Annotated in this window: 24 protein-coding genes, 1 pseudogene and 1 other annotated feature; of the genes and pseudogenes, 17 read left to right on the forward strand and 8 right to left on the reverse strand. The window is 50.5% G+C overall.

Annotated features, from left to right (window positions below; translation table 11 throughout):
* Positions 1–138: 138 nt before the first annotated feature.
* The gene (gene pfkB / locus ACU8YC_RS00735; protein WP_151219015.1) at positions 139–1,071 is read right to left on the reverse strand and encodes a 6-phosphofructokinase II; all 933 of its coding nucleotides are present in this window, start codon (positions 1,069–1,071) and stop codon (positions 139–141) included.
* A 287-nt stretch (positions 1,072–1,358) separates the two neighbouring features.
* Between pfkB and ACU8YC_RS00740 the strand changes: the two genes are divergently transcribed.
* Complete coding sequence (locus ACU8YC_RS00740; RefSeq protein ID WP_151225371.1) at positions 1,359–2,117, forward strand: DUF481 domain-containing protein; 759 nt, start codon at positions 1,359–1,361, stop codon at positions 2,115–2,117.
* Between the two features lie 165 nt (positions 2,118–2,282).
* On the opposite strand, the gene yniD is transcribed toward ACU8YC_RS00740, so the two are convergent.
* Entirely contained in the window at positions 2,283–2,390 is a 108-nt protein-coding gene (yniD, locus tag ACU8YC_RS00745; RefSeq protein WP_151219016.1) for a small membrane protein YniD, read from the reverse strand.
* Between the two features lie 78 nt (positions 2,391–2,468).
* Between yniD and ACU8YC_RS00750 the strand changes: the two are divergent.
* Positions 2,469–3,616, forward strand: a pseudogene (locus ACU8YC_RS00750) (IS3 family transposase).
* On the forward strand, positions 3,579–4,295 hold the full coding sequence (locus ACU8YC_RS00755; protein WP_446894913.1) for a hypothetical protein: 717 nt from the start codon (positions 3,579–3,581) through the stop codon (positions 4,293–4,295). Before ACU8YC_RS00750 ends, ACU8YC_RS00755 begins: the two are co-directional and overlap by 38 nt.
* Before the next feature lie 28 nt (positions 4,296–4,323).
* Here the strand turns inward: ACU8YC_RS00755 and ACU8YC_RS00760 are convergent, their stop codons facing one another.
* Positions 4,324–6,285: an acyltransferase family protein gene (locus tag ACU8YC_RS00760; RefSeq protein WP_446894914.1), complete on the reverse strand. Its 1,962-nt coding sequence runs from the start codon at positions 6,283–6,285 to the stop codon at positions 4,324–4,326.
* A 799-nt stretch (positions 6,286–7,084) separates the two neighbouring features.
* On the opposite strand from ACU8YC_RS00760, the gene thrS reads away from it, so the two are divergent.
* The 14 genes from thrS to selO all read left to right on the forward strand — a co-directional run bounded on the left by thrS (position 7,085) and on the right by selO (position 19,939).
* Positions 7,085–9,013, forward strand: coding sequence for a threonine--tRNA ligase (gene thrS, locus ACU8YC_RS00765; RefSeq protein ID WP_003832572.1), 1,929 nt, complete (start codon positions 7,085–7,087; stop codon positions 9,011–9,013).
* 3 nt (positions 9,014–9,016) lie between these two features.
* Complete coding sequence (infC, locus tag ACU8YC_RS00770) at positions 9,017–9,559, forward strand: translation initiation factor IF-3 (RefSeq protein ID WP_048997935.1); 543 nt, start codon at positions 9,017–9,019, stop codon at positions 9,557–9,559.
* 96 nt (positions 9,560–9,655) lie between these two features.
* Positions 9,656–9,853 carry a 50S ribosomal protein L35 gene (gene rpmI / locus ACU8YC_RS00775; RefSeq protein WP_003030583.1) on the forward strand — a complete coding sequence of 66 codons (198 nt, stop codon included), beginning with the start codon at positions 9,656–9,658 and terminating at the stop codon, positions 9,851–9,853.
* Positions 9,854–9,908: 55 nt separating this feature from the next.
* Complete coding sequence (gene rplT / locus ACU8YC_RS00780) at positions 9,909–10,265, forward strand: 50S ribosomal protein L20 (RefSeq protein ID WP_003030578.1); 357 nt, start codon at positions 9,909–9,911, stop codon at positions 10,263–10,265.
* A gap of 120 nt (positions 10,266–10,385) precedes the next feature.
* Positions 10,386–10,510: a sequence feature (Phe leader region), on the forward strand.
* Entirely contained in the window at positions 10,391–10,435 is a 45-nt protein-coding gene (gene pheM / locus ACU8YC_RS00785) for a pheST operon leader peptide PheM (RefSeq protein ID WP_001386830.1), read from the forward strand. It overlaps the preceding feature by 45 nt.
* A 165-nt stretch (positions 10,511–10,675) precedes the next feature.
* Positions 10,676–11,659 carry a phenylalanine--tRNA ligase subunit alpha gene (gene pheS, locus ACU8YC_RS00790; protein ID WP_103770153.1) on the forward strand — a complete coding sequence of 328 codons (984 nt, stop codon included), beginning with the start codon at positions 10,676–10,678 and terminating at the stop codon, positions 11,657–11,659.
* Between the two features lie 15 nt (positions 11,660–11,674).
* Positions 11,675–14,062, forward strand: a complete 2,388-nt coding sequence (gene pheT, locus ACU8YC_RS00795; RefSeq protein WP_446894915.1) for a phenylalanine--tRNA ligase subunit beta — start codon at positions 11,675–11,677, stop codon at positions 14,060–14,062.
* A gap of 4 nt (positions 14,063–14,066) precedes the next feature.
* The gene (gene ihfA, locus ACU8YC_RS00800; RefSeq protein WP_003030571.1) at positions 14,067–14,366 is read left to right on the forward strand and encodes an integration host factor subunit alpha; all 300 of its coding nucleotides are present in this window, start codon (positions 14,067–14,069) and stop codon (positions 14,364–14,366) included.
* A gap of 153 nt (positions 14,367–14,519) precedes the next feature.
* Positions 14,520–15,500, forward strand: a complete 981-nt coding sequence (gene btuC, locus ACU8YC_RS00805; RefSeq protein WP_151225373.1) for a vitamin B12 ABC transporter permease BtuC — start codon at positions 14,520–14,522, stop codon at positions 15,498–15,500.
* A 60-nt stretch (positions 15,501–15,560) separates the two neighbouring features.
* Positions 15,561–16,112, forward strand: a complete 552-nt coding sequence (locus ACU8YC_RS00810) for a glutathione peroxidase (RefSeq protein WP_151225374.1) — start codon at positions 15,561–15,563, stop codon at positions 16,110–16,112.
* The gene (gene btuD, locus ACU8YC_RS00815; protein WP_151219020.1) at positions 16,112–16,861 is read left to right on the forward strand and encodes a vitamin B12 ABC transporter ATP-binding protein BtuD; all 750 of its coding nucleotides are present in this window, start codon (positions 16,112–16,114) and stop codon (positions 16,859–16,861) included. The genes ACU8YC_RS00810 and btuD overlap by 1 nt, the downstream gene beginning before the upstream one ends.
* A 77-nt stretch (positions 16,862–16,938) precedes the next feature.
* Entirely contained in the window at positions 16,939–17,403 is a 465-nt protein-coding gene (locus ACU8YC_RS00820) for a C40 family peptidase (RefSeq protein WP_151219021.1), read from the forward strand.
* A gap of 318 nt (positions 17,404–17,721) precedes the next feature.
* A complete protein-coding gene (locus tag ACU8YC_RS00825; RefSeq protein WP_187259540.1) occupies positions 17,722–18,435 on the forward strand; it encodes an EAL domain-containing protein in 714 nt (237 codons plus the stop codon).
* A 61-nt stretch (positions 18,436–18,496) separates the two neighbouring features.
* Complete coding sequence (gene selO, locus ACU8YC_RS00830) at positions 18,497–19,939, forward strand: protein adenylyltransferase SelO (RefSeq protein ID WP_446894916.1); 1,443 nt, start codon at positions 18,497–18,499, stop codon at positions 19,937–19,939.
* Here selO and ACU8YC_RS00835 read toward each other — a convergent pair.
* From ACU8YC_RS00835 to ACU8YC_RS00855, 5 genes are read right to left on the reverse strand one after another with little or no spacing between them, the layout of a single operon-like run.
* Positions 19,936–20,715 carry a heme ABC transporter ATP-binding protein gene (locus tag ACU8YC_RS00835; protein WP_423390560.1) on the reverse strand — a complete coding sequence of 260 codons (780 nt, stop codon included), beginning with the start codon at positions 20,713–20,715 and terminating at the stop codon, positions 19,936–19,938. The genes selO and ACU8YC_RS00835 overlap by 4 nt on opposite strands.
* A complete protein-coding gene (locus ACU8YC_RS00840) occupies positions 20,708–21,700 on the reverse strand; it encodes a FecCD family ABC transporter permease (protein ID WP_446894917.1) in 993 nt (330 codons plus the stop codon). Before ACU8YC_RS00840 ends, ACU8YC_RS00835 begins: the two co-directional genes overlap by 8 nt.
* The gene (locus ACU8YC_RS00845; protein ID WP_446894918.1) at positions 21,700–22,521 is read right to left on the reverse strand and encodes a heme/hemin ABC transporter substrate-binding protein; all 822 of its coding nucleotides are present in this window, start codon (positions 22,519–22,521) and stop codon (positions 21,700–21,702) included. The genes ACU8YC_RS00840 and ACU8YC_RS00845 overlap by 1 nt, the downstream gene beginning before the upstream one ends.
* Positions 22,518–23,549, reverse strand: coding sequence for a hematinate-forming heme oxygenase ChuS (gene chuS / locus ACU8YC_RS00850; protein WP_446894919.1), 1,032 nt, complete (start codon positions 23,547–23,549; stop codon positions 22,518–22,520). Before chuS ends, ACU8YC_RS00845 begins: the two co-directional genes overlap by 4 nt.
* Before the next feature lie 47 nt (positions 23,550–23,596).
* A complete protein-coding gene (locus tag ACU8YC_RS00855) occupies positions 23,597–25,582 on the reverse strand; it encodes a TonB-dependent hemoglobin/transferrin/lactoferrin family receptor (RefSeq protein WP_446894920.1) in 1,986 nt (661 codons plus the stop codon).
* Positions 25,583–25,629 lie beyond the last annotated feature (47 nt).

Consider the following 25,629-nt stretch of genomic DNA (forward strand, 5'->3'; position numbering starts at 1 on the left):
CCTCGCATTGCTGTGAAGACGTCCGGTTGCTCGTGATTCACTGCTTTGTAATCACGTGACTTTTTATCATAGACGTATAACACTAGCGCCGACAGTTTTACGGGAAAATCTTCCTTTAACCTAACACAAGGGAAGGTCTCATTGCTGAGCAAGGTATGCGTATATTTTCTTCGTATCGTCTAAAGCACACAGGCGCGTCCCCTGGTTCAGGGTTGCGGCGCTACCGGCTGCGACACCGTAGCGAACAATATCTTCAAAAGGTGCGTTTTCAGCCAGTTTAAGCGTCATGGCCCCGACCATACTGTCGCCTGCGCCCACAGTACTTTGGCTTTTCACCGGCGGCGGAACCACCTGGACGCAGGTTTCACGATCAACGCCCAGCGCCCCCTGTGGGCCAAGCGAGACCACAACGCGATGTGCTTTACCGCTTTGCACGATTTCCTGTGCGGCTTTACGCACATCATCGGGCTGGGTAAGCTCGCGGTTTACCAGCGCGCTCAGCTCTTTGAGGTTGGGTTTGACCAGTTCGATATTGCCGATAGCCAACGCTGCTGCCAGCGCTTCGCCAGAACTATCGACGATGCAGCGAATTCCCTGTTTTTGCGCCGTGCTAATGAGCCGGGTCAGCTTCTCAAGCTGTACCCCTGGCGGCAAACTGCCGCTAATAACCAGCAGCGCGCCAGACTCAATTTCCAGCACCTGATCCTGAAGCTGACAGAACTCAGCATCGGTCAACGCAGCGCCGGGCATGACAAAGCGATACTGTTCGCCGCTGGACTCAACATGGACATGGAGATTTTGTCGGGTCCAGTCTTTGGCCTCGACGGTGGATACGGGAACATTTTCGTCGGCAAGCAATGCGACGAGATGCTCTCCAGTGGCGCCCCCCGCGGGGAAGATGGCCGTGGCGGTTCCTCCAAGATGGGCAATTGCGCGAGCGACATTGATGCCGCCACCACCGGGCTCAAAAACCGGCGAGGTACAGCGAAGCTTACCTTCCGGGTAGATTTGTGGGGTTATTGTTGCGCTATCGAGAGAGGGCGCAAGTGTTAACGTATAGATACGTACCATCTTTACCTCCTGTTAGGCTTTCCTCAGTCTGGCACTTAACCTTTCGAAAGTGAAGTAATTAACAACATGATTTTTCGTGTCTTTATTTAAAACATTTGCGTTAAAGATATATAAATAAAAAAACGGTTTAGGAAGGCTCTTATTCAAAAAATGAAATAAGAATTTATTGCTATGTTATTCGAGTCTTTTTATAATTTGTTACCTTTCAAGGGTCTCTTGTCATTGATCCATATGAAAGTTTCCGAGACCGTAATGGTCTCTTTTTTTGTTGTACGGACTCTTAATAAATGAAGCTTTTGAAGACAGTGCCCGCAGCATTACTGCTGACGGGGGGCCTGCTTGCGTCAATGCATGCTGTTGCCGATGATTCCGTTTTTACTGTCATGGATGACCCTTCCAGCGCGAAAAAACCCTTTGAAGGTAACCTGAACGCGGGATATCTCGCCCAGTCAGGCAACACAAAAAGTTCCTCCTTAACGGCAGACACCACCATGACCTGGTATGGTGAATCCACGGCGTGGTCTTTGTGGGGAAATGCCAGTAATACCTCTTCGAATGATGAGCGTTCCTCGGAGAAATATGCCGTAGGTGGCCGTAGTCGCTACAACATGACCGACTATGACTATCTCTTTGGGCAGGCAAGCTGGTTGACCGACCGTTACAACGGCTATCGTGAGCGCGATGTGCTGACCGCAGGTTATGGTCGTCAGTTCCTCAACGGACCAGTACACAGTTTCCGTTTTGAATTCGGTCCTGGCGTACGCTATGACGAGCATACGGATGGCACCACTGAAACGCAGCCGCTGGGTTATGCGTCAGGAGCTTATGCGTGGCAGATGACTGACAATACTAAGTTTACACAAGGTGTGTCGGTATTTGGTGCTGATGATACAACACTCAACTCTGAAACGGCGTTGAACGTTGCTATCAACGAACACTTTGGCTTGAAAGTGGCTTACAACGTCACCTGGAACTCTGAACCACCGGCAACAGCGCCGGAACATACCGATCGCCGTACTACTGTTTCACTCGGCTATCGTATGTAATGACAAACCGGGTCAAATAATTGGCCCGGCTTTTATCTATTAACGTTAAGTTAATTTAATAGTTAATCTGTGTTTTATTTTTAATACTTATCAATAACGCGCTTTTTTTTAGACGAATTCGATTTAGTTGATAAATACAATGGAACCAGAACAGCGACCAGTATTTTAACCCCAGATCATCGCTGCCCAACGCAGTATCAGCATTGCTGCACAAATAACCAGCAGGATCACCACCATCTTCCAGTGTTTCTTCGCAAAGCGGTTTTTTGGCATTGTTTTTTCCTGCTCTGAATCGCCACGGGTTTAACAGACACCTCAGAGTCATTTAAGATGACTTAAAGAGAGGTGCCCATGAGCGGTAAACGTTATCCCGAAGAGTTTAAAATTGAAGCAGTCAAACAGGTTATTGATCGCGGTCATTCTGTTTCCAGCGTTGCAACACGTCTCGATATCACCACCCACAGCCTTTACGCCTGGATAAAGAAGTACGGTCCGGACTCATCCACTAACAAAGAACAGTCAGATGCTCAGGCCGAGATCCGCCGACTCCAGAAGGAGTTGAAGCGGGTTACTGACGAACGGGACATATTAAAAAAAGCCGCGGCGTACTTCGCAAAGCTGTCCGACTGAGGTACGCCTTTATTCGTGACAACTCCCTTTGCTGGCCTGTTCGTCTGCTCTGCAGGGTGCTGGATGTTCATCCCAGTGGCTTTTACGCCTGGTTTAAGCAACCGTATTCTCAGCGCCACCAGATAGATCTGAGACTGACGGGACAGATCTAACAGTTCTGGCTGGAGTCCGGTTGCGTTTATGGTTATCGCAAGATCCATCTGGACTTGCGGGATAGCGGGCAACAGTGCGGAGTGAACAGAGTCTGGCGACTGATGAATCGTGCCGGGATAAAGGCTCAGGTCGGGTACCGGAGCCCGCGGGCACACAAAGGCGAGGTCAGTATCGTATCGCCCAACAGGCTCCAGCGACAGTTCAATCCGGATGCTCCGGATGAGCGTTGGGTAACGGACATAACTTACATCAGGACCCACGAAGGCTGGCTGTATCTTGCCGTGGTTGTTGATCTGTTCTCACGCAAAATTATCGGCTGGTCAATGCAATCCCGGATGACAAAGGACATTGTCCTGAATGCGCTTCTGATGGCCATATGGCGACGTAATCCTCTAAAACAGGTGATGGTTCATTCAGATCAGGGCAGTCAGTACACAAGCCATGAGTGGCAGTCGTTCCTGAAATCACATGGTCTGGAGGGCAGCATGAGCCGTCGCGGTAACTGTCACGATAATGCGGTTGCAGAAAGCTTTTTCCAGTTGCTGAAACGCGAACGGATAAAGAAAAAGATCTACGGAACACGGGAAGAAGCCCGCAGCGATATTTTTGATTACATCGAAATGTTTTATAACAGTAAGCGTCGGCATGGTTCGAGCAATCAGATGTCACCGACAGAATATGAAAACCAGTATTATCAACGGCTCAGAAGTGTCTAGATTATCCGTGGCGATTCACGCTACATCATTTAATTCAATTAGGATAATTAATAATACACTCAGAGGAGGAGGCAGGGCTATACAGGATTATAATGTTGGCCTTCTTGGGAAGAAAGCAACTGGACTGGTTATTGAAGATAACAATCTTGACAGGCCTGATCGCGTCACAATAACAAGCTCGGCATGGGTTGGAACTGTCTACAGGAATAACAAAACGCACATACAGTTCGGGAATCAAGGATGTATAATTGCAGGTCAATATCCCACGATTTCAGGAAATGACTTTGATAGCACATCTTTGCTGGCTGCTAATCTTGGTTATCGGATTGATGGAGCAAACGTAGAGAATAACAATTTCTCTAACAACCTTAGTAACCCAATACCACGCGTAATGGACTGGGATAACTTCGCTGCAATGACATACAGGAATAACAGATATATTGGATTAACTGGTGTTGGCGTATTCAGGGGGGCAGCAGACATCATCCAGTGCGGATGGAAACACGCTGATGCAACTGCTGGGCTGACAAGTAAACCAACAGACATCTACCCAGGTAAAGTGTCTCAAAGTATTGGTGATGTGGTTTATAATTCAAGCCCTATACCAGCGAACTTTGATTTCTGCTACGTTGCAGCCTCAAGTGCAACGTGGGGAAAAGTGGCATTAGTAAATCCATAAAATCAGGCCTCCAACGGAGGCCTTTTCTTTACTTGATGAAATCAATAATATTATCTTTAGACTTAGACCATACTAATTTAGCTCCTGACTTAGAAAGATGTACAGCATCTGAATAAATGAACTGATAATCATCTGTCATGGTAGAGCATTTGCCATCCTTGCAAAGGATGTCGTATGGATCAATAAATAATACATTTTTATACCCAGCAAACTCTTTTTTAATGGCAATGTTTATCCTTTTATTTATAGTATCCCTGTCATCTGTTTCAAGGTATTTTGTGCATGCTAATGGAAGATATGAAGGACGGTTCACGCACTTCTCAACACCACCAACTCCTTCTGTTCCTGGGGGAGCTCCAAGAAGAACAACCTTGCGGCCTTTAAATGCCTCAATATTATTTTTAATGTTTTCTATGCTGAATCTAATAAATTCACTTTCATTGGTAAACTTCTTCTGGTTTCCTTCCGTATCACTTATCATCGCTTCATATCCAACCCAACGCATCCCAAAAATAACTGGGACATTAAATTTATTAGAATAATCAATAGCGAAATTTAGTCTTTGCTGGCATTTTGGATCTGGCAAACCAGCATAGAATGTTGTGTAATTACGCGAGAAAAAACAACCGTCATTCATTGATGTTATGAATTTATATCCTTTGCTATCTACATCTATTGCATGTGCGTATTGCCTTGCAAAACTGTCACCCATAATTACCGCAGATACTTTAGTTGCAGTCTTATCTCCAATTATATGTGCTCCAGCATAATAACCATTCCCGCCGTACTGTTGTAGATGGAATGCTCCAGCATCATTCATCTTCTCTTTAAAGTATTCATTAACGCGGAATGAGAAACCATCATGTCTATAAATCATGGTTGATGAGAAAACTATCAATGCCAGCATAGCAACGAAAGACGCACTCATTACATTTATGCCAGATAAGTTAATTCTTCTAAATTTGTTCTCAATTAGCGCATAGCTTACATAGGCAAGCAGCAGCGACATAATTACTAGGGAAATTTTTTCAAAAGTATACAGTGGTCTAAATATATAATATTTATAGAAAACCAATAAAGGCCAGTGTATTAGATATACTGAATATGAAACAAGTCCAATACTTACAAATATTTTGTTCCTCAGCAGGTAGCCAGCTGGAGTATGTTTTGAATAAATAATGCACAGGCATGCACCAATAACTGGTAACATGGCATTTATGCCTGGGAATGCTGTGTTTTTATCGAAGTGAAACGCAGCGTAAATAATCAATGAAATACCAATAATAAACATCAAGGTACTGAGTAGTTTATTACGGCATTTACTATTTGGGATGAAGAATAGTAATCCACCTGCTGCAAACTCAAATATACGGTATTGAACCATAAAATAGTTTTGAGTGGGGTCAATATTGGTCATATACTGAGATGCTATCAGTGAAGCTATGCCTGATGCTGAGATCATGGCTATAGCTAGTTTACGGCTTGCTTTCATTGATAGCCATATAACAATGGGCCATACTAAATAGAATTGCTGCTCGACAGCTAACGACCAAGTGTGTAAAAGCGGATTAATCTCAGAAGATGTATCGAAATATCCAGCACCTAGCATGAAATGAAAATTTGATGCAGAAAGTGCAGAATAAACAGACGTAACACCAAGTTCTTTGAAGTCTCCTGGCGTATAAATTAAAAACCCAAAAGCAAGAGTTAATAAAATTATCGCCAATAGGGTTGGGTATAATCTTGATACCCTTGATAGCATAAACGTGATGTAATTAAATTTTTTCTTCTCAACGCTTGACACCAATATCCCGGTAATAAGGTAACCAGATATAACGAAGAAAATATCAACACCGATAAATCCACCGCTTAATGATGTAAATCCGGCATGAAAGAACAAAACAAGAAGAACCGCAACGGTTCTTAAGCCATCAACATCAGGTTGGTAATATCTTGATGTAGTTTTCTGAGTTTCAGATAAAGCGAACATTCCATGACCTATTAATTTAAAAGTTTAGAATTATTTATCTATATGAGTGTATCAGGTGTGCTAATTATGATCATTCATAACGCTTCCAAGTTGTTAAATCTTCTTTATTTTCCATATAAATCAGTTGCCTACAAAATATTTAATCAAGAAAATAATCAAAAAATTTATTACCTGCGTCGGCAGATTTTATCATTTATTTTTATTGCCAATTTCTTCAGGTTGTGCATGTCTGTAAGTATCCAGATGACAATCATCACCACTTCTACAAGCTGATGAGAGAAATTGTTAGCGCTGTACCCTGTCACTAGGCCAAAAAATGAGATTAAGGCAGCAAAACGTACAAGAAAATCAACCATTTTATAACCACTTTTGCGTTTTCGGATTAACAGAAAACATATTAACACCGTAAAAATTATTGATCGATAGAGATGGCAGGTATCAACGATGCCAGGTAGGCATGGCTTAGTGATAGATTGGATAAAAGGGGCAAAATCGGAACACACAAAGCTTTGCATCGGTTTGCAAGGTTTTGCGTTTACCGTCACTTAGTCGAATACGATCGTCCTTGCAAGACAATTTGAAGCAATGTGAAACAGAGTGGTGCAATCACCACTTTTTTAGTGTTACCATCATTTTACCGGATGAGGGACTGAGGATATCAGTTTTTCATTTGTGTACCAGATTGTGTACCAATTTAGCGATTGTTGGTTAGATGGTTGCACAACTTACTGTAAACAAATAAATTTTCTCTTTGTATGTGATCTTACGTGTGGGTCACCACTGCAAATAAGGATATAACATGCCTGTTATTACTCTTCCTGATGGCAGCCAACGCCATTACGACCACGCTGTAAGCCCCATGGATGTTGCGCTGGACATCGGTCCAGGTCTGGCGAAAGCCACTATTGCTGGCCGTGTTGACGGTGAGCTGGTAGATGCTTCCGATCTGATTGAGCATGATGCGAAGCTCTCCATCATCACCGCGAAGGATGAAGAAGGTCTGGAGATCATTCGTCACTCCTGTGCGCACCTGTTAGGGCACGCGATCAAACAACTCTGGCCGCACACCAAAATGGCGATCGGACCGGTTGTTGATAACGGTTTTTACTACGATATCGATCTTGACCGTACGTTAACCCAGGAAGACGTCGACGCGCTCGAGAAGCGGATGCACGAGCTCGCTGAGAAAAACTACGATGTCATTAAGAAGAAAGTTAGCTGGTACGAAGCGCGTGAAACCTTCGTGAAGCGTGGCGAGACCTATAAAGTCTCCATTCTTGATGAAAACATTGCCCATGATGACAAGCCTGGCTTGTACCATCATGAAGAATATGTCGATATGTGCCGTGGCCCGCACGTGCCGAACATGCGTTTCTGCCATCACTTCAAACTGATGAAGACCGCAGGGGCATACTGGCGTGGCGACAGCAATAACAAGATGCTGCAGCGTATTTATGGTACTGCATGGGCAGATAAAAAAGCCCTGAATGCCTACCTGCAACGTCTGGAAGAAGCGGCCAAACGCGACCACCGTAAAATCGGTAAGCAACTTGACCTGTATCATATGCAGGAAGAGGCGCCGGGTATGGTGTTCTGGCACAATGATGGCTGGACTATCTTCCGTGAACTGGAAGTCTTCGTTCGTTCAAAACTGAAAGAATACCAGTATCAGGAAGTGAAAGGTCCGTTCATGATGGACCGTGTGCTGTGGGAAAAAACAGGTCACTGGGATAACTACAAAGATGCGATGTTCACGACCTCCTCTGAGAACCGTGAGTACTGCATTAAGCCCATGAACTGCCCGGGTCACGTGCAGATCTTTAATCAGGGTCTGAAGTCCTATCGCGATCTGCCGCTGCGTATGGCCGAGTTTGGTAGCTGCCACCGTAATGAGCCGTCAGGCGCGCTGCATGGCCTGATGCGTGTTCGTGGCTTCACTCAGGATGATGCGCATATCTTCTGTACAGAAGAGCAGATCCGTGATGAAGTTAACGCCTGTATTCGTATGGTCTACGATATGTACAGCACCTTTGGCTTCGAGAAGATCGTCGTCAAACTGTCCACTCGCCCCGAAAAACGTATCGGTAGCGATGAAATGTGGGACCGTGCTGAAGCTGACCTGGCCGTTGCGCTGGAAGAAAACAACATCCCGTTTGAGTTCCAACTGGGTGAGGGCGCATTCTACGGTCCGAAAATTGAATTTACCCTGTATGACTGCCTCGATCGTGCATGGCAGTGCGGTACTGTACAGCTGGACTTCTCTCTGCCGTCCCGTTTAAGCGCCTCTTATGTTGGCGAAAACAACGAGCGTCAGGTGCCGGTTATGATTCACCGCGCAATTCTTGGGTCGATGGAACGTTTCATCGGTATCCTGACCGAAGAGTTCGCTGGCTTCTTCCCGACCTGGCTTGCGCCAGTTCAGGTTGTGGTCATGAACATCACCGATTCTCAGTCTGAATACGTTAACGAATTAACGCAGAAACTACAAAATGCGGGTATTCGTGTAAAAGCAGACTTGAGAAATGAGAAGATTGGCTTTAAAATCCGCGAGCACACTTTACGTCGTGTCCCTTACATGTTGGTCTGTGGCGACAAAGAGGTAGAAGCAGGCAAAGTTGCCGTGCGCACCCGTCGTGGCAAAGACTTGGGCAGCCTGGACGTAAATGAAGTGATTGAGAAGCTGCAACAAGAGATTCGCAGCCGCAGTCTTCAACAACTGGAGGAATAAGGTATTAAAGGCGGAAAACGAGTTCAAACGGCACGTCCGAATCGTATCAATGGCGAGATTCGCGCCCTGGAAGTTCGCTTAACAGGTCTGGAAGGCGAAGCTTTGGGTATTGTGAGTCTGAGAGAAGCGATCGAAAAAGCTGAAGAAGCTGGAGTAGATTTAGTTGAAATCAGCCCTAACGCCGAACCGCCAGTTTGTCGTATTATGGACTACGGCAAGTTCCTTTATGAAAAGAGTAAGTCTTCTAAGGAACAGAAGAAAAAGCAAAAAGTTATCCAGGTTAAGGAAATTAAATTCCGTCCTGGTACCGACGATGGCGATTACCAGGTAAAACTCCGCAGCCTGGTACGCTTTCTGGAAGATGGCGATAAGGCTAAGATCACGCTGCGTTTTCGCGGTCGTGAAATGGCCCACCAACAGATCGGTATGGAAGTGCTTAACCGCGTCCGTGACGATCTGAGTGAACTGGCAGTAGTCGAATCCTTCCCAACGAAGATCGAAGGCCGCCAGATGATCATGGTGCTCGCTCCTAAGAAGAAACAGTAAGGCCTTCAAGTAGCAATGTCTGTGGAGCCTGCGGGTTCCACAGCCGTTGTTCGCCTACGTTTCGTTTATTAACAATGCGAAGTGGAAGTTATTAAAATGCCAAAAATTAAGACCGTACGCGGTGCTGCTAAGCGCTTCAAAAAAACCGGTGGTGGTGGATTTAAGCGTAAGCACGCAAACCTGCGTCATATTCTGACCAAAAAATCTACTAAGCGTAAACGTCACCTGCGTCCAAAAGGCCTCGTGTCTAAAGGCGATCTGGGTCTGGTTATCGCGTGCCTGCCGTACGCATAAGCCGTTAACGTTTAATTAATTTTTTTACTAAGAATATAGATACAGGAGAGCACATATGGCTCGCGTAAAACGTGGTGTAGTTGCCCGTGCACGTCACAAGAAAATTTTGAAACAAGCTAAAGGCTACTACGGTGCGCGTTCTCGCGTATACCGCGTTGCCTTCCAGGCTGTTATCAAAGCTGGTCAGTACGCTTATCGTGACCGTCGTCAGAAAAAGCGTCAGTTCCGTCAACTGTGGATTGCGCGTATCAACGCAGCAGCACGTCAGAACGGTATTTCTTACAGCAAATTCATCAACGGCCTGAAAAAAGCCTCTGTTGAAATCGACCGTAAGATCCTGGCTGACATCGCAGTATTCGACAAAGTAGCGTTCACCGCTCTGGTCGAAAAAGCGAAAGCAGCTCTGGCATAAGCCGGTGAAAAGAGGGAGCCTGGCTCCCTCTCTTTTATTTGTAGTGCAATCAATTGGTTGACAATTTATTCGTAAGCCTTTTCAATAAAGGTTGTCCGGTTTTTACCACACAAGGTAACGCAAGCATGAATGCTGCTATTTTCCGCTTCTTCTTTTACTTTAGCACCTGAACTCAGGAGGCTTGCGCGTGAAAGAAGAAACGGAAAACAGCGCCTAAAAGCCTCCCTGGTGGAGGCTTTTTTTATACGCGTCATCCTTCAAGTTGTCTCTGTGTTGGCTGCATTCGCTTACCCCAGTCACGTACTGATGTACGTTCCTGAGGGTTTGCTCTTTTGCCGCCGTGACACAACTTGAATGATTTTGCGTATTTACGAGCGACTAGTGAATATCGCAACATAACGAGGAAAACCATGTCACATCTCGCAGAGCTGGTTGCCAGTGCAACGGCCGCCATTAACCAGGCTTCAGATGTTGCCGCGTTAGACAATGTCCGCGTCGAATATTTGGGCAAGAAAGGGCATCTGACCCTTCAGATGACTACCCTGCGCGAACTGCCGGCGGAAGAGCGTCCGGCTGCAGGTGCGGTGATAAACGAAGCCAAAGAGCAGGTTCAGCAAGCGCTCAACGCGCGTAAAGCCGAATTAGAAAGTGCTGCGCTGAATGCACGTCTGGCTGAAGAAACGATCGATATCTCCCTGCCAGGGCGTCGCATCGAAAACGGCGGTTTGCATCCGGTAACACGTACTATCGACCGTATTGAAAGTTTCTTCGGTGAGCTGGGCTTTACCGTGGCGACCGGTCCGGAAATCGAAGATGACTATCACAACTTCGATGCACTGAATATTCCTGGCCATCACCCGGCGCGCGCTGACCACGACACTTTCTGGTTTGATGCGACGCGTCTGCTGCGCACACAGACTTCCGGCGTGCAGATCCGCACCATGAAGGAAAAACAGCCACCGATTCGTATTATCGCCCCGGGTCGCGTATATCGTAACGACTACGATCAGACGCACACCCCGATGTTCCATCAGATGGAAGGGCTGATTGTTGATACCAACATCAACTTCACCAATCTGAAAGGTACGCTGCACGATTTCCTGCGCAACTTCTTTGAAGAAGACCTGCAGGTTCGTTTCCGTCCTTCCTATTTCCCGTTCACCGAACCTTCTGCGGAAGTGGACGTGATGGGCAAAAACGGTAAATGGCTGGAAGTGCTGGGTTGCGGAATGGTTCACCCGAACGTGCTGCGTAATGTCGGCATCGATCCGGAAATATACTCTGGCTTTGCATTCGGCATGGGTATGGAGCGTCTGACCATGCTGCGTTACGGCGTGACCGATCTGCGCTCTTTCTTCGAAAACGATCTGCGTTTCCTCAAACAGTTTAAATAAGGGCAGGATAAAACAATGAAATTCAGTGAACTGTGGTTACGCGAATGGGTAAACCCGGCGATTGATAGCGATGCGCTGTCAAACCAAATCACGATGGCGGGTCTGGAAGTTGACGGTGTGGATCCTGTTTCCGGCGCGTTCAACGGCGTTGTAGTGGGCGAAGTGGTTGAGTGCGCTCAGCACCCGAACGCTGATAAACTGCGCGTCACCAAAGTGAATGTAGGCGGCGAGCGCCTGCTGGATATTGTCTGCGGTGCGCCAAACTGCCGTCAGGGGCTGAAAGTGGCCGTGGCAACCGTTGGTGCCGTTCTGCCGGGCGATTTTAAAATCAAAGCCGCGAAACTGCGCGGTGAGCCGTCTGAAGGTATGCTGTGTTCGTTTTCCGAGCTGGGCATTTCCGACGATCATAACGGTATTATCGAACTGCCAGCCGATGCGCCAATTGGTACGGATATCCGTGAATATCTGAAGCTTGACGATAATACTATCGAAATTAGCGTCACCCCGAACCGTGCCGACTGCTTAGGGATTATCGGTGTCGCACGTGATGTTGCTGTGCTGAACAAAGCTCCGCTGGTTGAGCCGGAAATGGCACCAGTAGCCGCAACCATTAGCGACGTCCTGCCGATTCAGGTCGAAGCTGTGGAAGCCTGCCCACGCTATCTGGGCCGTGTGGTGAAGGGCATCAACGTTAAAGCGCCAACCCCGCTGTGGATGAAAGAAAAACTGCGTCGTTGCGGGATCCGCTCTATTGATGCCGTGGTTGACGTAACGAACTATGTGCTGCTCGAACTGGGTCAGCCAATGCATGCTTTCGACAAAGATCGCATTGAAGGTGGGATTGTTGTCCGTATGGCAAAAGAGGGGGAAACCCTGGTATTGCTGGACGGCAGCGAAGCGAAGCTGAACGCGGATACGCTGGTGATTGCAGACCATAACAAAGCGCTGGCGATGGGCGGTATCTTTGGCGGCGAACACTCCGGTGTGAATGATGAAACGCAAAACGTCCTGCTGGAATGCGCATTCTTCAGCCCGCTGTCTATTACCGGTCGCGCACGTCGTCACGGCCTGCACACCGATGCGTCTCACCGCTATGAGCGCGGAGTCGATCCTGCACTGCAACATAAAGCCATGGAACGCGCTACGCGCCTGCTGATTGATATCTGCGGTGGTGAAGCGGGTCCAATTATTGACGTGACGAACGAAGCCACGCTGCCAAAACGCGCAACTATTACGCTTCGTCGTAGCAAACTTGATCGTCTGATTGGGCACCATATTGCGGATGAGCAGGTGAGCGATATTCTGCGTCGTCTGGGTTGTGACGTTACGGAAGGGCAAGATGAGTGGAAAGCGGTAGCCCCAAGCTGGCGTTTCGACATGGAGATCGAAGAGGACCTGGTCGAAGAAGTCGCCCGCGTGTACGGTTATGACAATATCCCGAATACGCCAATTCAGGCGGGACTTATCATGGGTACGCATCGTGAAGCGGATTTATCGCTGAAACGTGTGAAAACCATGCTGAATGATAAAGGCTATCAGGAAGTTATTACCTACAGCTTTGTCGACCGGAAAGTTCAGGCGCTGCTGCATCCAGGTGAAGAAGCGCTGCTGCTGCCAAGTCCAATCTCTATTGATATGTCGGCAATGCGTTTGTCCCTGTGGACCGGCTTGCTGTCTACAGTAGTGTATAACCAGAACCGTCAGCAGAACCGCGTGCGTATTTTCGAAACGGGTTTACGTTTTGTACCGGATACGCAGGCCAACCTCGGGATCCGTCAGGATCTGATGCTGGCGGGTGTGATCTGCGGTAACCGTCATGATGAACACTGGAATCTGGCAAAAGAGACCGTTGATTTCTATGATCTGAAAGGCGATCTGGAGGCGGTGCTCGACCTGACCGGCAAACTGGCGGACATTCAGTTCAAAGCTGAAGCAAATCCAGCCCTGCATCCAGGTCAATCTGCGGCGATTTATCTGAAAGGTGAACGCATTGGTTTCATTGGGGTTGTTCATCCTGAACTGGAACGTAAACTGGATCTGAACGGTCGCACTCTGGTGTTTGAACTGGAGTGGAATAAGCTCGCAGACCGCGTGGTGCCTCAGGCGCGAGAAGTTTCTCGCTTCCCGGCGAACCGTCGCGACATCGCAGTTGTTGTGGCAGAAAACGTTCCCGCTGCGGATATTTTATCCGAGTGTAAGAAAGTTGGCGTAAATCAGGTAGTTGGCGTAAACTTATTTGACGTGTACCGCGGTAAGGGTGTTGCGGAGGGTTATAAGAGCCTCGCTATCAGCCTGATCCTTCAGGATACCAGCCGTACACTTGAAGAAGAGGAGATTGCCGCTACCGTCGCCAAATGTGTAGGGGCATTAAAAGAGCGATTCCAGGCATCATTGAGGGATTGAACCTATGGCGCTTACAAAAGCTGAAATGTCAGAATATCTGTTTGATAAGCTTGGGCTTAGCAAGCGGGATGCCAAAGAACTGGTCGAGCTGTTTTTCGAAGAGATCCGTCGTGCTCTGGAAAATGGTGAGCAGGTAAAACTCTCTGGTTTTGGTAACTTCGATCTGCGTGATAAGAATCAACGTCCGGGACGTAACCCGAAAACGGGCGAAGATATTCCCATTACAGCACGGCGCGTGGTGACCTTCAGACCCGGACAGAAGTTAAAAAGCCGGGTCGAAAACGCAACGCCCAAAGAAGAGTGATTTAACGATCAGCTAAGTCACTTGCTCTGCCATCAAAGCGGCAGCGCAAACCATGATATATAACTAAAAAGGCCGCTCTGCGGCCTTTTTCCTTTTCACTACCGAATCAGCACCGTAGAATCACCTTCATCTCTTTTCAGCAGAATGGAAAACATGCTGACTTTCGCCCATCTACAGCAGCGACGAAATGTGCGCTGGATATTGTCACTGTCAGTACTGATGCTGCTGGCAACGATTCTAAGCTTGTGCGCAGGAGAACAGTGGATCGCCCCTGGCGACTGGTTCAGTGCCCGCGGCGATCTGTTCGTCTGGCAAATCCGACTTCCCCGAACCCTGGCCGTTTTGCTGGTAGGCGCTGCGTTGGCCTTATCTGGCGCAGTGATGCAAGCTCTGTTTGAAAACCCGCTGGCGGAGCCTGGGTTATTGGGCGTGTCTAACGGTGCAGGGGTAGGACTCATCGCGGCAGTGCTGCTGGGACAGGGCCAGCTTCCAGGCTGGGCGTTGGGTTTATGCGCCATCGCCGGGGCGCTGATTATCACGCTTATTTTGCTCCGTTTCGCCCGTCGCCATTTGTCTACCAGCCGCCTGCTGTTGGCGGGGGTGGCGCTGGGAATTATCTGTAGCGCGCTAATGACATGGGCCATCTATTTTTCCACGTCTTTCGATTTGCGACAGCTGATGTACTGGATGATGGGAGGTTTCGGCGGCGTCGACTGGCATCAGGCCTGGCTAATGGTGGCGCTGATCCCAGTACTGGTGTGGATCTGCTGTCAGTCGCAGCCGATGAATATGCTGGCGCTGGGGGAGACTTCTGCACGCCAGCTGGGGCTGCCATTGTGGTTCTGGCGTAATCTGCTGGTTGTCGCTACGGGCTGGATGGTTGGCGTCAGCGTGGCGCTGGCGGGGGCGATTGGCTTTATTGGGCTTGTGATCCCACATATTCTGCGGCTGTGCGGTTTAACCGATCATCGCGTGTTACTGCCGGGCTGTGCGTTGGCTGGCGCTATCGTATTACTGTTAGCTGATGTTGTCGCGCGTCTGGTGTTGGCCTCGGCTGAGCTGCCTATCGGCGTGGTGACGGCCACCATGGGCGCACCGGTATTTATCTGGCTATTGCTAAAAGCCGCGCGCTAGAACGTGTTGGTTCGGTCTATGATTAAAAACTGAAAATCCACTTGTTGTTCTGGAGATGCTATGCAAAACACTATCCTCGATACAGAAGTGATCACCATCGACGGTGAGGTTACCTCACTGCAGCCGTATTCCGGAAATGTGCTGTTAATTGTCAACGTGGCGTCAAAATGTGGGTTGACGCCGCAATATGAGCAACTGGAGAACCTACAGAAAACCTGGCATCAGCAGGGTTTCACCGTACTTGGATTCCCTTGCAACCAGTTTCTGGGCCAGGAGCCGGGCAGCGAAGAGGAAATCAAAACGTACTGCAGTACTACCTGGGGGGTTACCTTCCCGATGTTCAGCAAGATTGACGTTAACGGCGAGGGACGCCATCCACTGTATCAGAAACTGATTGATGCCGCGCCAACAGCCACTACGCCTGTGGAGAGCGGATTCTATGAGCGCATGGCGAGTAAAGGTCGGGCGCCGCTCTACCCGGACGATATTTTGTGGAATTTCGAGAAGTTTTTAGTGGGGCGAGATGGTCAGGTATTGCAACGATTCTCACCCGATATGACGCCTGAGGATCCCATCCTGGTGCAGTCCATCAAGAAGGCGCTGGTAAACTAATGTCTAGATTGATGCAGCTACAGGACGTAGCGGAATCAACCCGGCTCGGCCCGCTTTCCGGTGAGATAAAAGCGGGGGAGATCCTGCATTTAGTGGGCCCTAACGGCGCCGGAAAGAGCACGCTGTTGGCGCGGATGGCGGGTCTGACGACCGGAGAAGGCAGTATCACCTTTGGTGATATGTTGTTGGACGAATGGCCAGCGGCAAAGCTGGCGCAATATCGTGCCTATCTTGCGCAACAGCAAAACCCGCCGTTTGCGATGCCAGTCTGGCATTTTCTGACGCTGCATCAACCAGATAAAGCACGTACCGATCAGCTACAGGACGTCGCCGATACGCTTGGGCTTGGAGATAAGCTGCCACGTAGTGTGAATCAGCTCTCCGGCGGAGAATGGCAGCGCGTGCGCCTGGCAGCGGTTATCCTGCAGATTTGCCCGCAAGCGAATCCCTTTGGCCAGCTTTTACTGCTGGATGAGCCGATGAACAGCCTGGACGTGGCGCAACAAAATGCACTGGATCGGTTGTTGAGTCAGCTGTGTTTGCAGGGCATCGCGATTGTTATGAGCAGCCATGACCTTAATCACACCTTACGCCATGCGCATAAGGCCTGGCTCCTTAAACGCGGGAAGTTGCTTGCCAGCGGCCCACGGGATGCAGTGCTGACGCCAGCTAATTTGACTGCGGCTTATGGCGTAAACTTCCGTCGTTTGGACATTGAAGGCCACAGAATGCTCATATCAACCACTTAAGTTAAATGGGTTCTTGAAAATCATATAATTTCCACGCTAAATTGGTATAAAAATATAATTCAGAGGATTCTTCCTGAATGCGCTTTTGGCTTATTTTCATCACAGCATTGTTTTTGGCGGGCTGCAGCAGCCATCGTGCTCCTGCGCCAAATGCTCGCTTGTCGGATTCTATCGCCGTTATCGCCGGTCTGAATGACCAGCTACAAACCTGGCACGGAACACCCTATCGTTACGGTGGCATGAGTCGTAGCGGGGTAGACTGTTCTGGATTTGTTTTGATGACAATGCGCGACAAATTCGATCTGCAACTCCCGCGTGACACACGCACACAATCAAAGATTGGTACCGAAATTGATAAAGATGATTTGCTGCCAGGCGATCTGGTTTTCTTTAAAACCGGATCAGGGGAAAGCGGTCTGCATGTCGGAATTTACGATACCAACAATCAATTTATTCATGCCTCAACCAGTCGCGGAGTTATGCGCTCGTCACTGGATAACGTTTACTGGCGTAAAAACTTTTGGCAGGCGCGACGTATTTAATCCTCATAAGACACAAGGCTGCCAACGACTGCGCAGCCTCGACATCACCATTTGAAAGTTAACTTTTATTTCTGCCGCCAGCCGAACAATAACCCTGAGCATTAAGAGCGTATTTTGCTAAAAATATGATTTATTCCGAGGTATTAAAAAGTGCAAAGCTGGATATTCGCTTATAATCAGGATAAGCTAAAAAAAAGGATTCGATTTACTGGCTAAAAAGGGAAAAATGAAAGAGCCTCTACTTGCATCAGCAATAACGTATTTCTCCATCCTTTGCTACAGGATGCCGGATAACACCTATGCAGAGGGGCTGGCACGATGATTGTTTCACTGGATACGCTATACCATTCAGAGTTTTCTTTTCTTCCTGCGAGAAGCGAAAAAGGCGATCTTGAATACGTTGATATCATCACCAGTTTTGCCAGTGAGCAGGGGGGCGTGCGTATACCTACCGAGCTGGTACTGCCTCGGATGTCGGACGATGAGCAATGTCGCTTATTTACCGAAAAGCTTGATTTAATCGAAACGTGCCAACATTTTTTTATTCAACGAAAAGTTTCTGCCTGGATTAATTTAACGCCGGCAATTGCTAATACTTTATTATCAGATGATAAATTTGCTTCACAAGTTGAACGATTTTCGTTTCTGGAAATGGCAATTAATGAAAACTTTCCAGAGTTAAATAATGGAAGAGAGAATCCAACGCTGGCTGCATTGGCGGCGCGATTTCCATTAGTACTGACAAACTATGGTGCTGGCGGGATATCTACCCGGGCAATTTTTGATGGGCTGTTCAAACGCGTCGTGTTGGATAAAAACTTTGTTCAACAAAGGATTGCACATATTTCATTTGAGCCATTTATGCGGGCTATCCTGGCGCAGATATCTCCCTGTAGTGAGTCCGTCATCATTAGCGGTATTGATACACCAGAGATGTTAGCACGTGTATTACCTCTGGGATTCAGTGCCATGCAGGGAGGATTATGGCCTGCCGTGCCTCCTGCGCAGATAATTTCGCTCGCTAAGAAATGACCCTATTATTTGCTGGTGTTTAACAGACTATTAACAGTCTACACTAGAGGCAGGAGGCCCTATGACCCTGTCTTTTACCACCCGCTGGCGTGATGAGTTACCAGCAACCTATACAGCTCTTTTGCCTACTCCCCTGAAAAATGCGCGCCTGATCTGGCATAACGATGCGCTGGCGGAGCAATTAGCGATACCGGAGTCGCTATTTGATATTCCAACCGGTGTAGGTGTTTGGGGAGGCGAATCGCTGCTGCCCGGGATGTCGCCTGTAGCGCAAGTTTATAGCGGGCATCAGTTCGGTGTTTGGGCAGGCCAGCTTGGCGATGGCCGCGGGATCCTACTAGGCGAACAACAACTTGCGGATGGCTCAACGCTTGACTGGCACCTGAAAGGGGCCGGGCTTACGCCTTATTCCCGCATGGGAGATGGGCGCGCCGTGCTGCGCTCGACAATTCGCGAGAGCCTGGCCAGCGAAGCGATGCATTATCTGGGCATACCGACCACGCGGGCATTGTCGATTGTGACCAGCGACACGCCGGTGTATCGCGAAACGGTAGAAGCAGGAGCGATGCTCATTCGTGTGGCGCAAAGCCATATGCGCTTTGGCCATTTTGAACACTTTTACTATCGTCGCGAGCCGGAAAAAGTGCGCCAACTGGCTGACTTTGCGATTCGGCATTACTGGCCGCAATGGCAGGAAGAAGCCGATAAGTATCTGTTGTGGTTTAATGATGTTGTCACGCGTACTGCAACACTAGTCGCTGACTGGCAGGCGATAGGATTCGCGCATGGTGTGATGAACACGGACAACATGTCGATTCTGGGGCTGACGATGGATTACGGTCCATTCGGTTTTCTTGATGACTACGTGCCCGATTTTATCTGCAACCACTCAGACAATCAGGGGCGATACAGTTTCGATAATCAACCAGCCGCGGCGCTGTGGAATCTGCAACGTCTGGCGCAAACCCTGTCGCCATTTATCCCGGTCGAGGCGCTCAATGATGCGCTGGACAGTTACCAACTGGCACTGTTGACTCGCTACGGTCAGCGGATGCGGCAAAAACTCGGCTTCTTTAGCGAGCAAAAAAACGATAACGATCTGCTTAGCGAACTGTTTAGTCTGATGGCGCGAGAAAGAAGTGATTATACGCGAACGTTTCGCATGCTCTGCCAAACGGAACAACACAGTGCGCAATCCCCGCTGCGCGATGAGTTTATCGACCGCGCGGCGTTTGACGACTGGTTCGCTCGGTATCGCGCGCGCCTGCAGCAAGACGGCATCGCCGATGCGGTCAGACAAACGCAGATGAAAGCGGCAAATCCGGCAATGGTGCTACGTAACTGGCTGGCGCAGCGGGCGATTAGTCAGGCGGAGCAGGGGGATTACGCCGAACTGCATCGGTTGCATTCAGCATTGCGTACTCCGTTTGTCGATCGTGATGATGACTATGTCAGCCGTCCTCCTGACTGGGGTAAACGGCTGGAGGTGAGCTGTTCGAGCTAAGGTGCCAGAAACACCTGCGGGGACACGTTGGCCGGATGCTGACCAACGTGTACCTGAGCACCGTACCAGTGCTGCAGATCATCGGCCTGTAACACAGCCGCCGGCGTTCCCTGCGACACCAGCCTGCCGTCGTGCAGTAACACTATTCTGTCTGCCCACAATGCGGCGAGGTTCAGATCGTGAAGCACAATACACACATGTAGCTCTTGTGACGCGGTGAGCGTCTTCAGCAGGCGCAACAAATGCTGCTGGTGATAAAGATCCAGCGCCGAAGTAGGCTCATCAAGGAATAACCAGCCACGAGGCGCACCGTCGCACCAAAGTTGCGCCAGCGCACGGGCTAACTGTACGCGCTGTTGCTCGCCGCCGGAAAGCGCGGCGTATTGCCGGCCCGCCAACGGTGTGCATCCGGTCATTTCCATCACCTGAGCGATGAGTCGTGGCTCCGGCCGCGGCGTCCAGGGCGCGCGTCCCATCGCGATAACGGCCTCTACCGGCCAGTCAAATCCCAGCCGTGTTTGCTGGCGCATCACTGCCCGATGCCGCGACAGCGTCTGGGTAGGCCATTCATCCAGCGGTTTGTCCGCCAGCATGCAGCATCCACTCGCCGGTTGCAGAAAACCGGTCAGCAGGCGCAGCAGGGTGGATTTCCCCGCGCCGTTTGGGCCAATGAGCGCCACCAGTTCACCTTTTGCGAGGGAGAGGGATACGTCGTTAATCACCGCTCTGCCAGCCACACGATAATGAAGCCCTTCAGCGATAAAATGTTCAGCCATGCGGTCCTCGCTGACGAAAAATAAGCCATAAAAACCACGGAGCGCCAAGAAGACTGGTTAACAGACCGACTGGCATCTCCGCAGGCGCAACCGCCGTACGGGCCAGCGTGTCGGCAACCAGTAATAAAAACGCGCCCGCCAGCACGGAGCCGGGGATAACGGCCCGATGGTCTGAACCGATCCACATACGCATTAAATGTGGGATAACCAACCCGACGAAGCCAATGACACCGGTTACCGCTACGGCTGAGGCAACCAGCAATGCGCTACACAGTAGCAAAATACGTTGAACGCTACGCACATCTACACCGAGATAATGCGCGTCTTCTTTACCCAACTGCAGCAGGTTCAGCGCCGGTGCCAGACGCCAGATGGTCAGTACCGTCGGGATAGTTAGTGACGTGACAGCCAGCAGCGTTGGCCACTGCGCGGCCCCCAGACTTCCCATCCCCCATAACGACAACTGGCGCAATTGCGCATCATTACTGACCCATGACAAAACGCCAACCGCCGCTCCGCAGAGCGCGTTAATTGCAATACCGACCAGTAACAGACGTGAGAGTGAACCGCCGCGCTGTTGGCTGAGGATAAAAATCACTACCGTTGCCGCCAGGGCGCCAATAAAAGCGGCCAGCATTGGGGCGTACAGCATCAACAATGCGGGTAAAGAGACAGGTAGCACGACCCATAAAGCGACGGCGCAGGCGGCACCGCTGCTTATGCCCAGCAATCCCGGATCGGCAAGCGGGTTGCGAAACAGTCCCTGCATCACGCAGCCTGCGAGCGCCAGAGCGCCACCAATGATTAACGCCAGCAGGACGCGCGGCAGACGAATTGTGAGCCAAATTTGACGCAGCGCTTCATCGCCATCGCGCCAAAGCAGACTTACCGGCAGGCGCAACGCGCCAAAACCGGTAGCCAGGATGGTTGCCACGACCAACATGAAGGCGAGTGCCCATAAAGAACAACTGATTCGTCGGGACATCAGGGCAATTGCTCTGCTTTGGCACGAAGCTGCAATATCGCCTGTGGCGTGCGTATGCTAAAGCCGAGCAGCGCCATATCGTCAATCTGCAATACCTGTTTATTCCGTCCAGCTGGCGTCTGCGCAAGACCTGACAGCGCCCACAGGTTCGCTTCGCCACCCATAGCCTTAACGCCATCTTGTGAAATCACTACCAGATCGGGCTGGCTGGCAATGACGCCTTCTTGTGACATCGGCTGATAGCGGGCAACGCCCTGCATGGCGTTGCGCAAACCGGCGGCACGAATCGCCGCATCGGCTCCGGTTTGTTGGCCTGCTGCCATCGCGGTCATTCCGCCATGATTGAGAATAAACAGTACGCGTTTGTTAAGTCCGGATGACGGCAATGCCGCCAGTTCCTGACGTAAGCGGGTGCGCAGCGTTTCGCCCTCATCCTCCCGGTGGGTTGCTTCGGCGATGACGCGGATTTTTTCATCAATCACGTTGAGATCGTTGCTTGCAGGGATCGTGACAACCCTGACATTGCTCTGCTCAACCTGTTTTAGCGCCAGAGAGGGCTGCGCCTGTGCGCTGGCAAGGACCAGCGTAGGGCGGGTGGCAAGGATCCCTTCGGCGTTGAGTTGGCGCAAATAGCCCACATCCGGCAATGCGGTTGCCGCTTCCGGCCACTGGCTGGTGCTGTCGAGCGCCACAAGAGATGACTGTGCGCCCAACGCGTAGACAATCTCCGTGACATCCCCACCGAGCGCAACAACTCGTTCCACGGGCGCAGCCAGCGCTGCAATGGGCAGCAGAGCAATCAGGACCAGCAGTTTTTTCATGCGGCAAGTCCTTTCGGCGTGAGCGCGTCAATCTGTGCGCGCCATTGCGTCTGCTCCGGTTCGCCTTCCGTACGTTGACCATACAACTGGGCGATTTGCGTGCCGTCGGCAGCAAACAGTTCCAGACTGGTGACGTGGCCATCGGCGGTCGGTTTGCGCGTTACCCACGTTTCTGCCACGCTCTCTTCCAGCAGATGTAAGGTAAATGCCGGGTTGAATATATTCAGCCAGCCTTTCATCGACACCAGTTTTTCTATTACGCCGGTAAAAATCTGTACGCACCCGCGATTACCTACGAAGACCATAATTTCATTGCCATCCTGGCGTGCGGCATCAAGTAACTGCGCCAGTGCACGATTAGAAACTTTGCAGGCCAGATCGTCACCAACGAGATTAAATGCCTGTTGACGGGTGAGCTCGTGGCGTTTCAGCAGACCGAAGAACTGATGTACATCGGTCATGGCTCGCCACTCTTGATCAACCGTATGCGCATCGACCGTGATGGCGGCTGGTGCAGACGTGTTAGCAGGTTGCAGTACCAGTGGCGGGTTTTCAGCGAAGATGAAACGGGTCAGCAACGCAGCCCATTCCTCAACGAGAGTATTCTGTGTGGCATAGACTTTCAGCAGCGCATCCCCCTGATGGTCAAAGAACTGAATGCTCTGACGCTCGCCGTGGGCCGTGGTCTCACTGATATGGAAGGCGCTTGCCCACTGATTAAGGAACAGGCGCAGGTCGAGAGCGCGCGGATTAAGAACCAGTCCGGCATGACCGTTCAGGTGCTGATTGGTAAAAGCGCCAACCTGTTCATGCACCGCATATTCGTTGCGGCAAATGCATTTGGTTTCGCCTACGGCTTCCAGTGCGCCGAGGATTTCGCGGACTTTGCCACGTAAGCGCCAGGCGTCATGGCCGACGCGCGCAAAGGTCAGCTCGGCTTCACTAATATTCATCAACCCTGCAATATCGCGTGCGTATTTACCGGGATTTTCTTTCTTCAGTTCCAGCCAGCGTGTGTAATGATTCATTGTCTCTTCCTTCCAGATTGCTACCCCGGCGAACCGGGGAAAAGTGATTACCACTGATAACTCACGAAAATTTTGCCATTGCGACCATCCTGCGGAATGCCTTGCGGCGACCTGTACTCTTTGTCGAAGGCGTTGCCCAGCACCAGCGTGGTGGTCATGCCTTTCAGCGCTTGTTGACCCTGATAGCTCACGTAGAAATCGTTTACCGCATAGCCGGGCTGTTTAGCGTAGCTGCTGCTGATATGCGTGGAGCGGTCGGCAAATGTCCCTATCCAGCCCACGGAGAATCCGCTGTGCGCAACCGGCACATTCAGTTTGCTGGTGACGGTGTCCGGGTTAATGCTGGAAATGTATTCGCCCGTGTCAGTATCTTTGCCGCGCGTACGGTTATAGGCCATGTCGAGGCTGAATAAGTCGGCGGTATATTTCGCCATGACGTCCCAACCCCAAATTTTGGCGTTGGGGACGTTATAGGACATCGTTGTTGCGGCAGCAAAGTCGACGCTGGTGGAGATGTAATCTTTCGCTTTGGTGTCGAAATAGCTGGCTTTAAATTCGAGCGCATCGCTCGCCATCAGCAGCTCGTCAAAGCGCAGGCCAAATCCGTATTCCTGCGTTTCGTTGGTTTCCGGACGCAGGTGAGGGTTGGGTACCCAGTAGTTAGTGTAGAAACGACCAATAGAGAAATGTTTAGCATCGTTATACATCTCGCCCATGGTCGGCGCACGGAAGGCCTGAGCGTATGAACCGAACAGCATCAGCCAGTCGGCTGGCGTAACGGTGAGTCCGGCGCGGGACGACCATTTGTCGGCATCAACATCCGCGTAACCATCGCTGCTACCGCGATACGAGTCATAACGGGTCCCACCGAGCAGCGTAACCGGCAGGTCGCGCAGGGTGATTTCATCCTGTAGCCAGCCGGAGCTGAAATCGATCTTTGCCTCCGGGAAACCGGTGGTTGTGCCGCCAGGCTGTTGTTCCTGACGATAATATTCGCCGCCATAGGTCAGCAGGTGAGAGGCAAAAGAGTCGGTAAACAGGCGGCTGCGATTGTCGATTTTACCGCCTTTGGTGGTCTGTTTGCGAAATTCGCTGGTGTTATCCATGTTTTGTGCATTAATGCGCGCTTCGGACCAGTAAATACGGGCATCCGCGTTCAGCCAGTCATTGTCTGCCGGGGCAAGCGAATAGGCCAGTTGCGCATCGCGCTGGATGGTTGAACGGTCAGTCATCGGGTTGCTGGTGGCATCCGTCGCGCTGGTTTGTGGGTTCTTAGGTTCACGGGCCTCATTGTTGTAGTAGCGTAACGAGCCTGCCAGCGTCTGGGCGCCGTCAATTTTCCAACTGCCTTTCGCCAGCATATTGTTGATCGCTTCGTCGTTTGGCGCCGTAGTACCGTCGCTCTGGCGCAAATCACCGCGATCGCGACTCGACCATGCAAGCAGTCCGTCCAGCGTATCGGTGCGCCCAAACGCGCTGGCGCCCATACCGAGGCTGTGATCGCCGGTTGCCGCAGTACCAAATACGCGGTAACCGCTGTTTTTTCCGGCTTCCAGCAGATCCTTGGCATCCGCAGTGTCATACGCGATCACGCCGCCAAGTGCGCCGCTGCCGTACAGCAGTGCAGAGGGACCGCGTACGACTTCGATGCGTTTGATAAGCGCCGGGTCGAGGAAGGTACTGTTCAGGTGCCCGGTATCAGTTCCCTGGCGAACGCCGTCAACCAGCACCAGAACGCCGCGTCGATCGTAGCCGCGCAGATTCACGTCCTGACCGTTGGTGCGCCCCGTGCCATCGAGGGTCAGCCCTGGAACCTTGCGTAGCAGGTCAGCAGCCGAACTGGCGGTCTGGTTTTCCGGGGCGGTGGCATCTATCACGCTGACCATCATTGGCGCTTCAAAGACGCTACGGGCGTTGCCGGTGGCGGTGACGGTCATATCTTCGACCGCTGCATACGCGATGGCGGGCAGGCTACTGACAATCGCCAGCGCCAACAGCGAAGGACGTAGGGATGCGGTGTGCAGGTATGGCATAGCAACTCTCCATTAGGAAATCGAAAAGCGCTGGCTGCCTGGGTATG

Source organism: Citrobacter sp. VF227 (genome assembly GCF_052950715.1).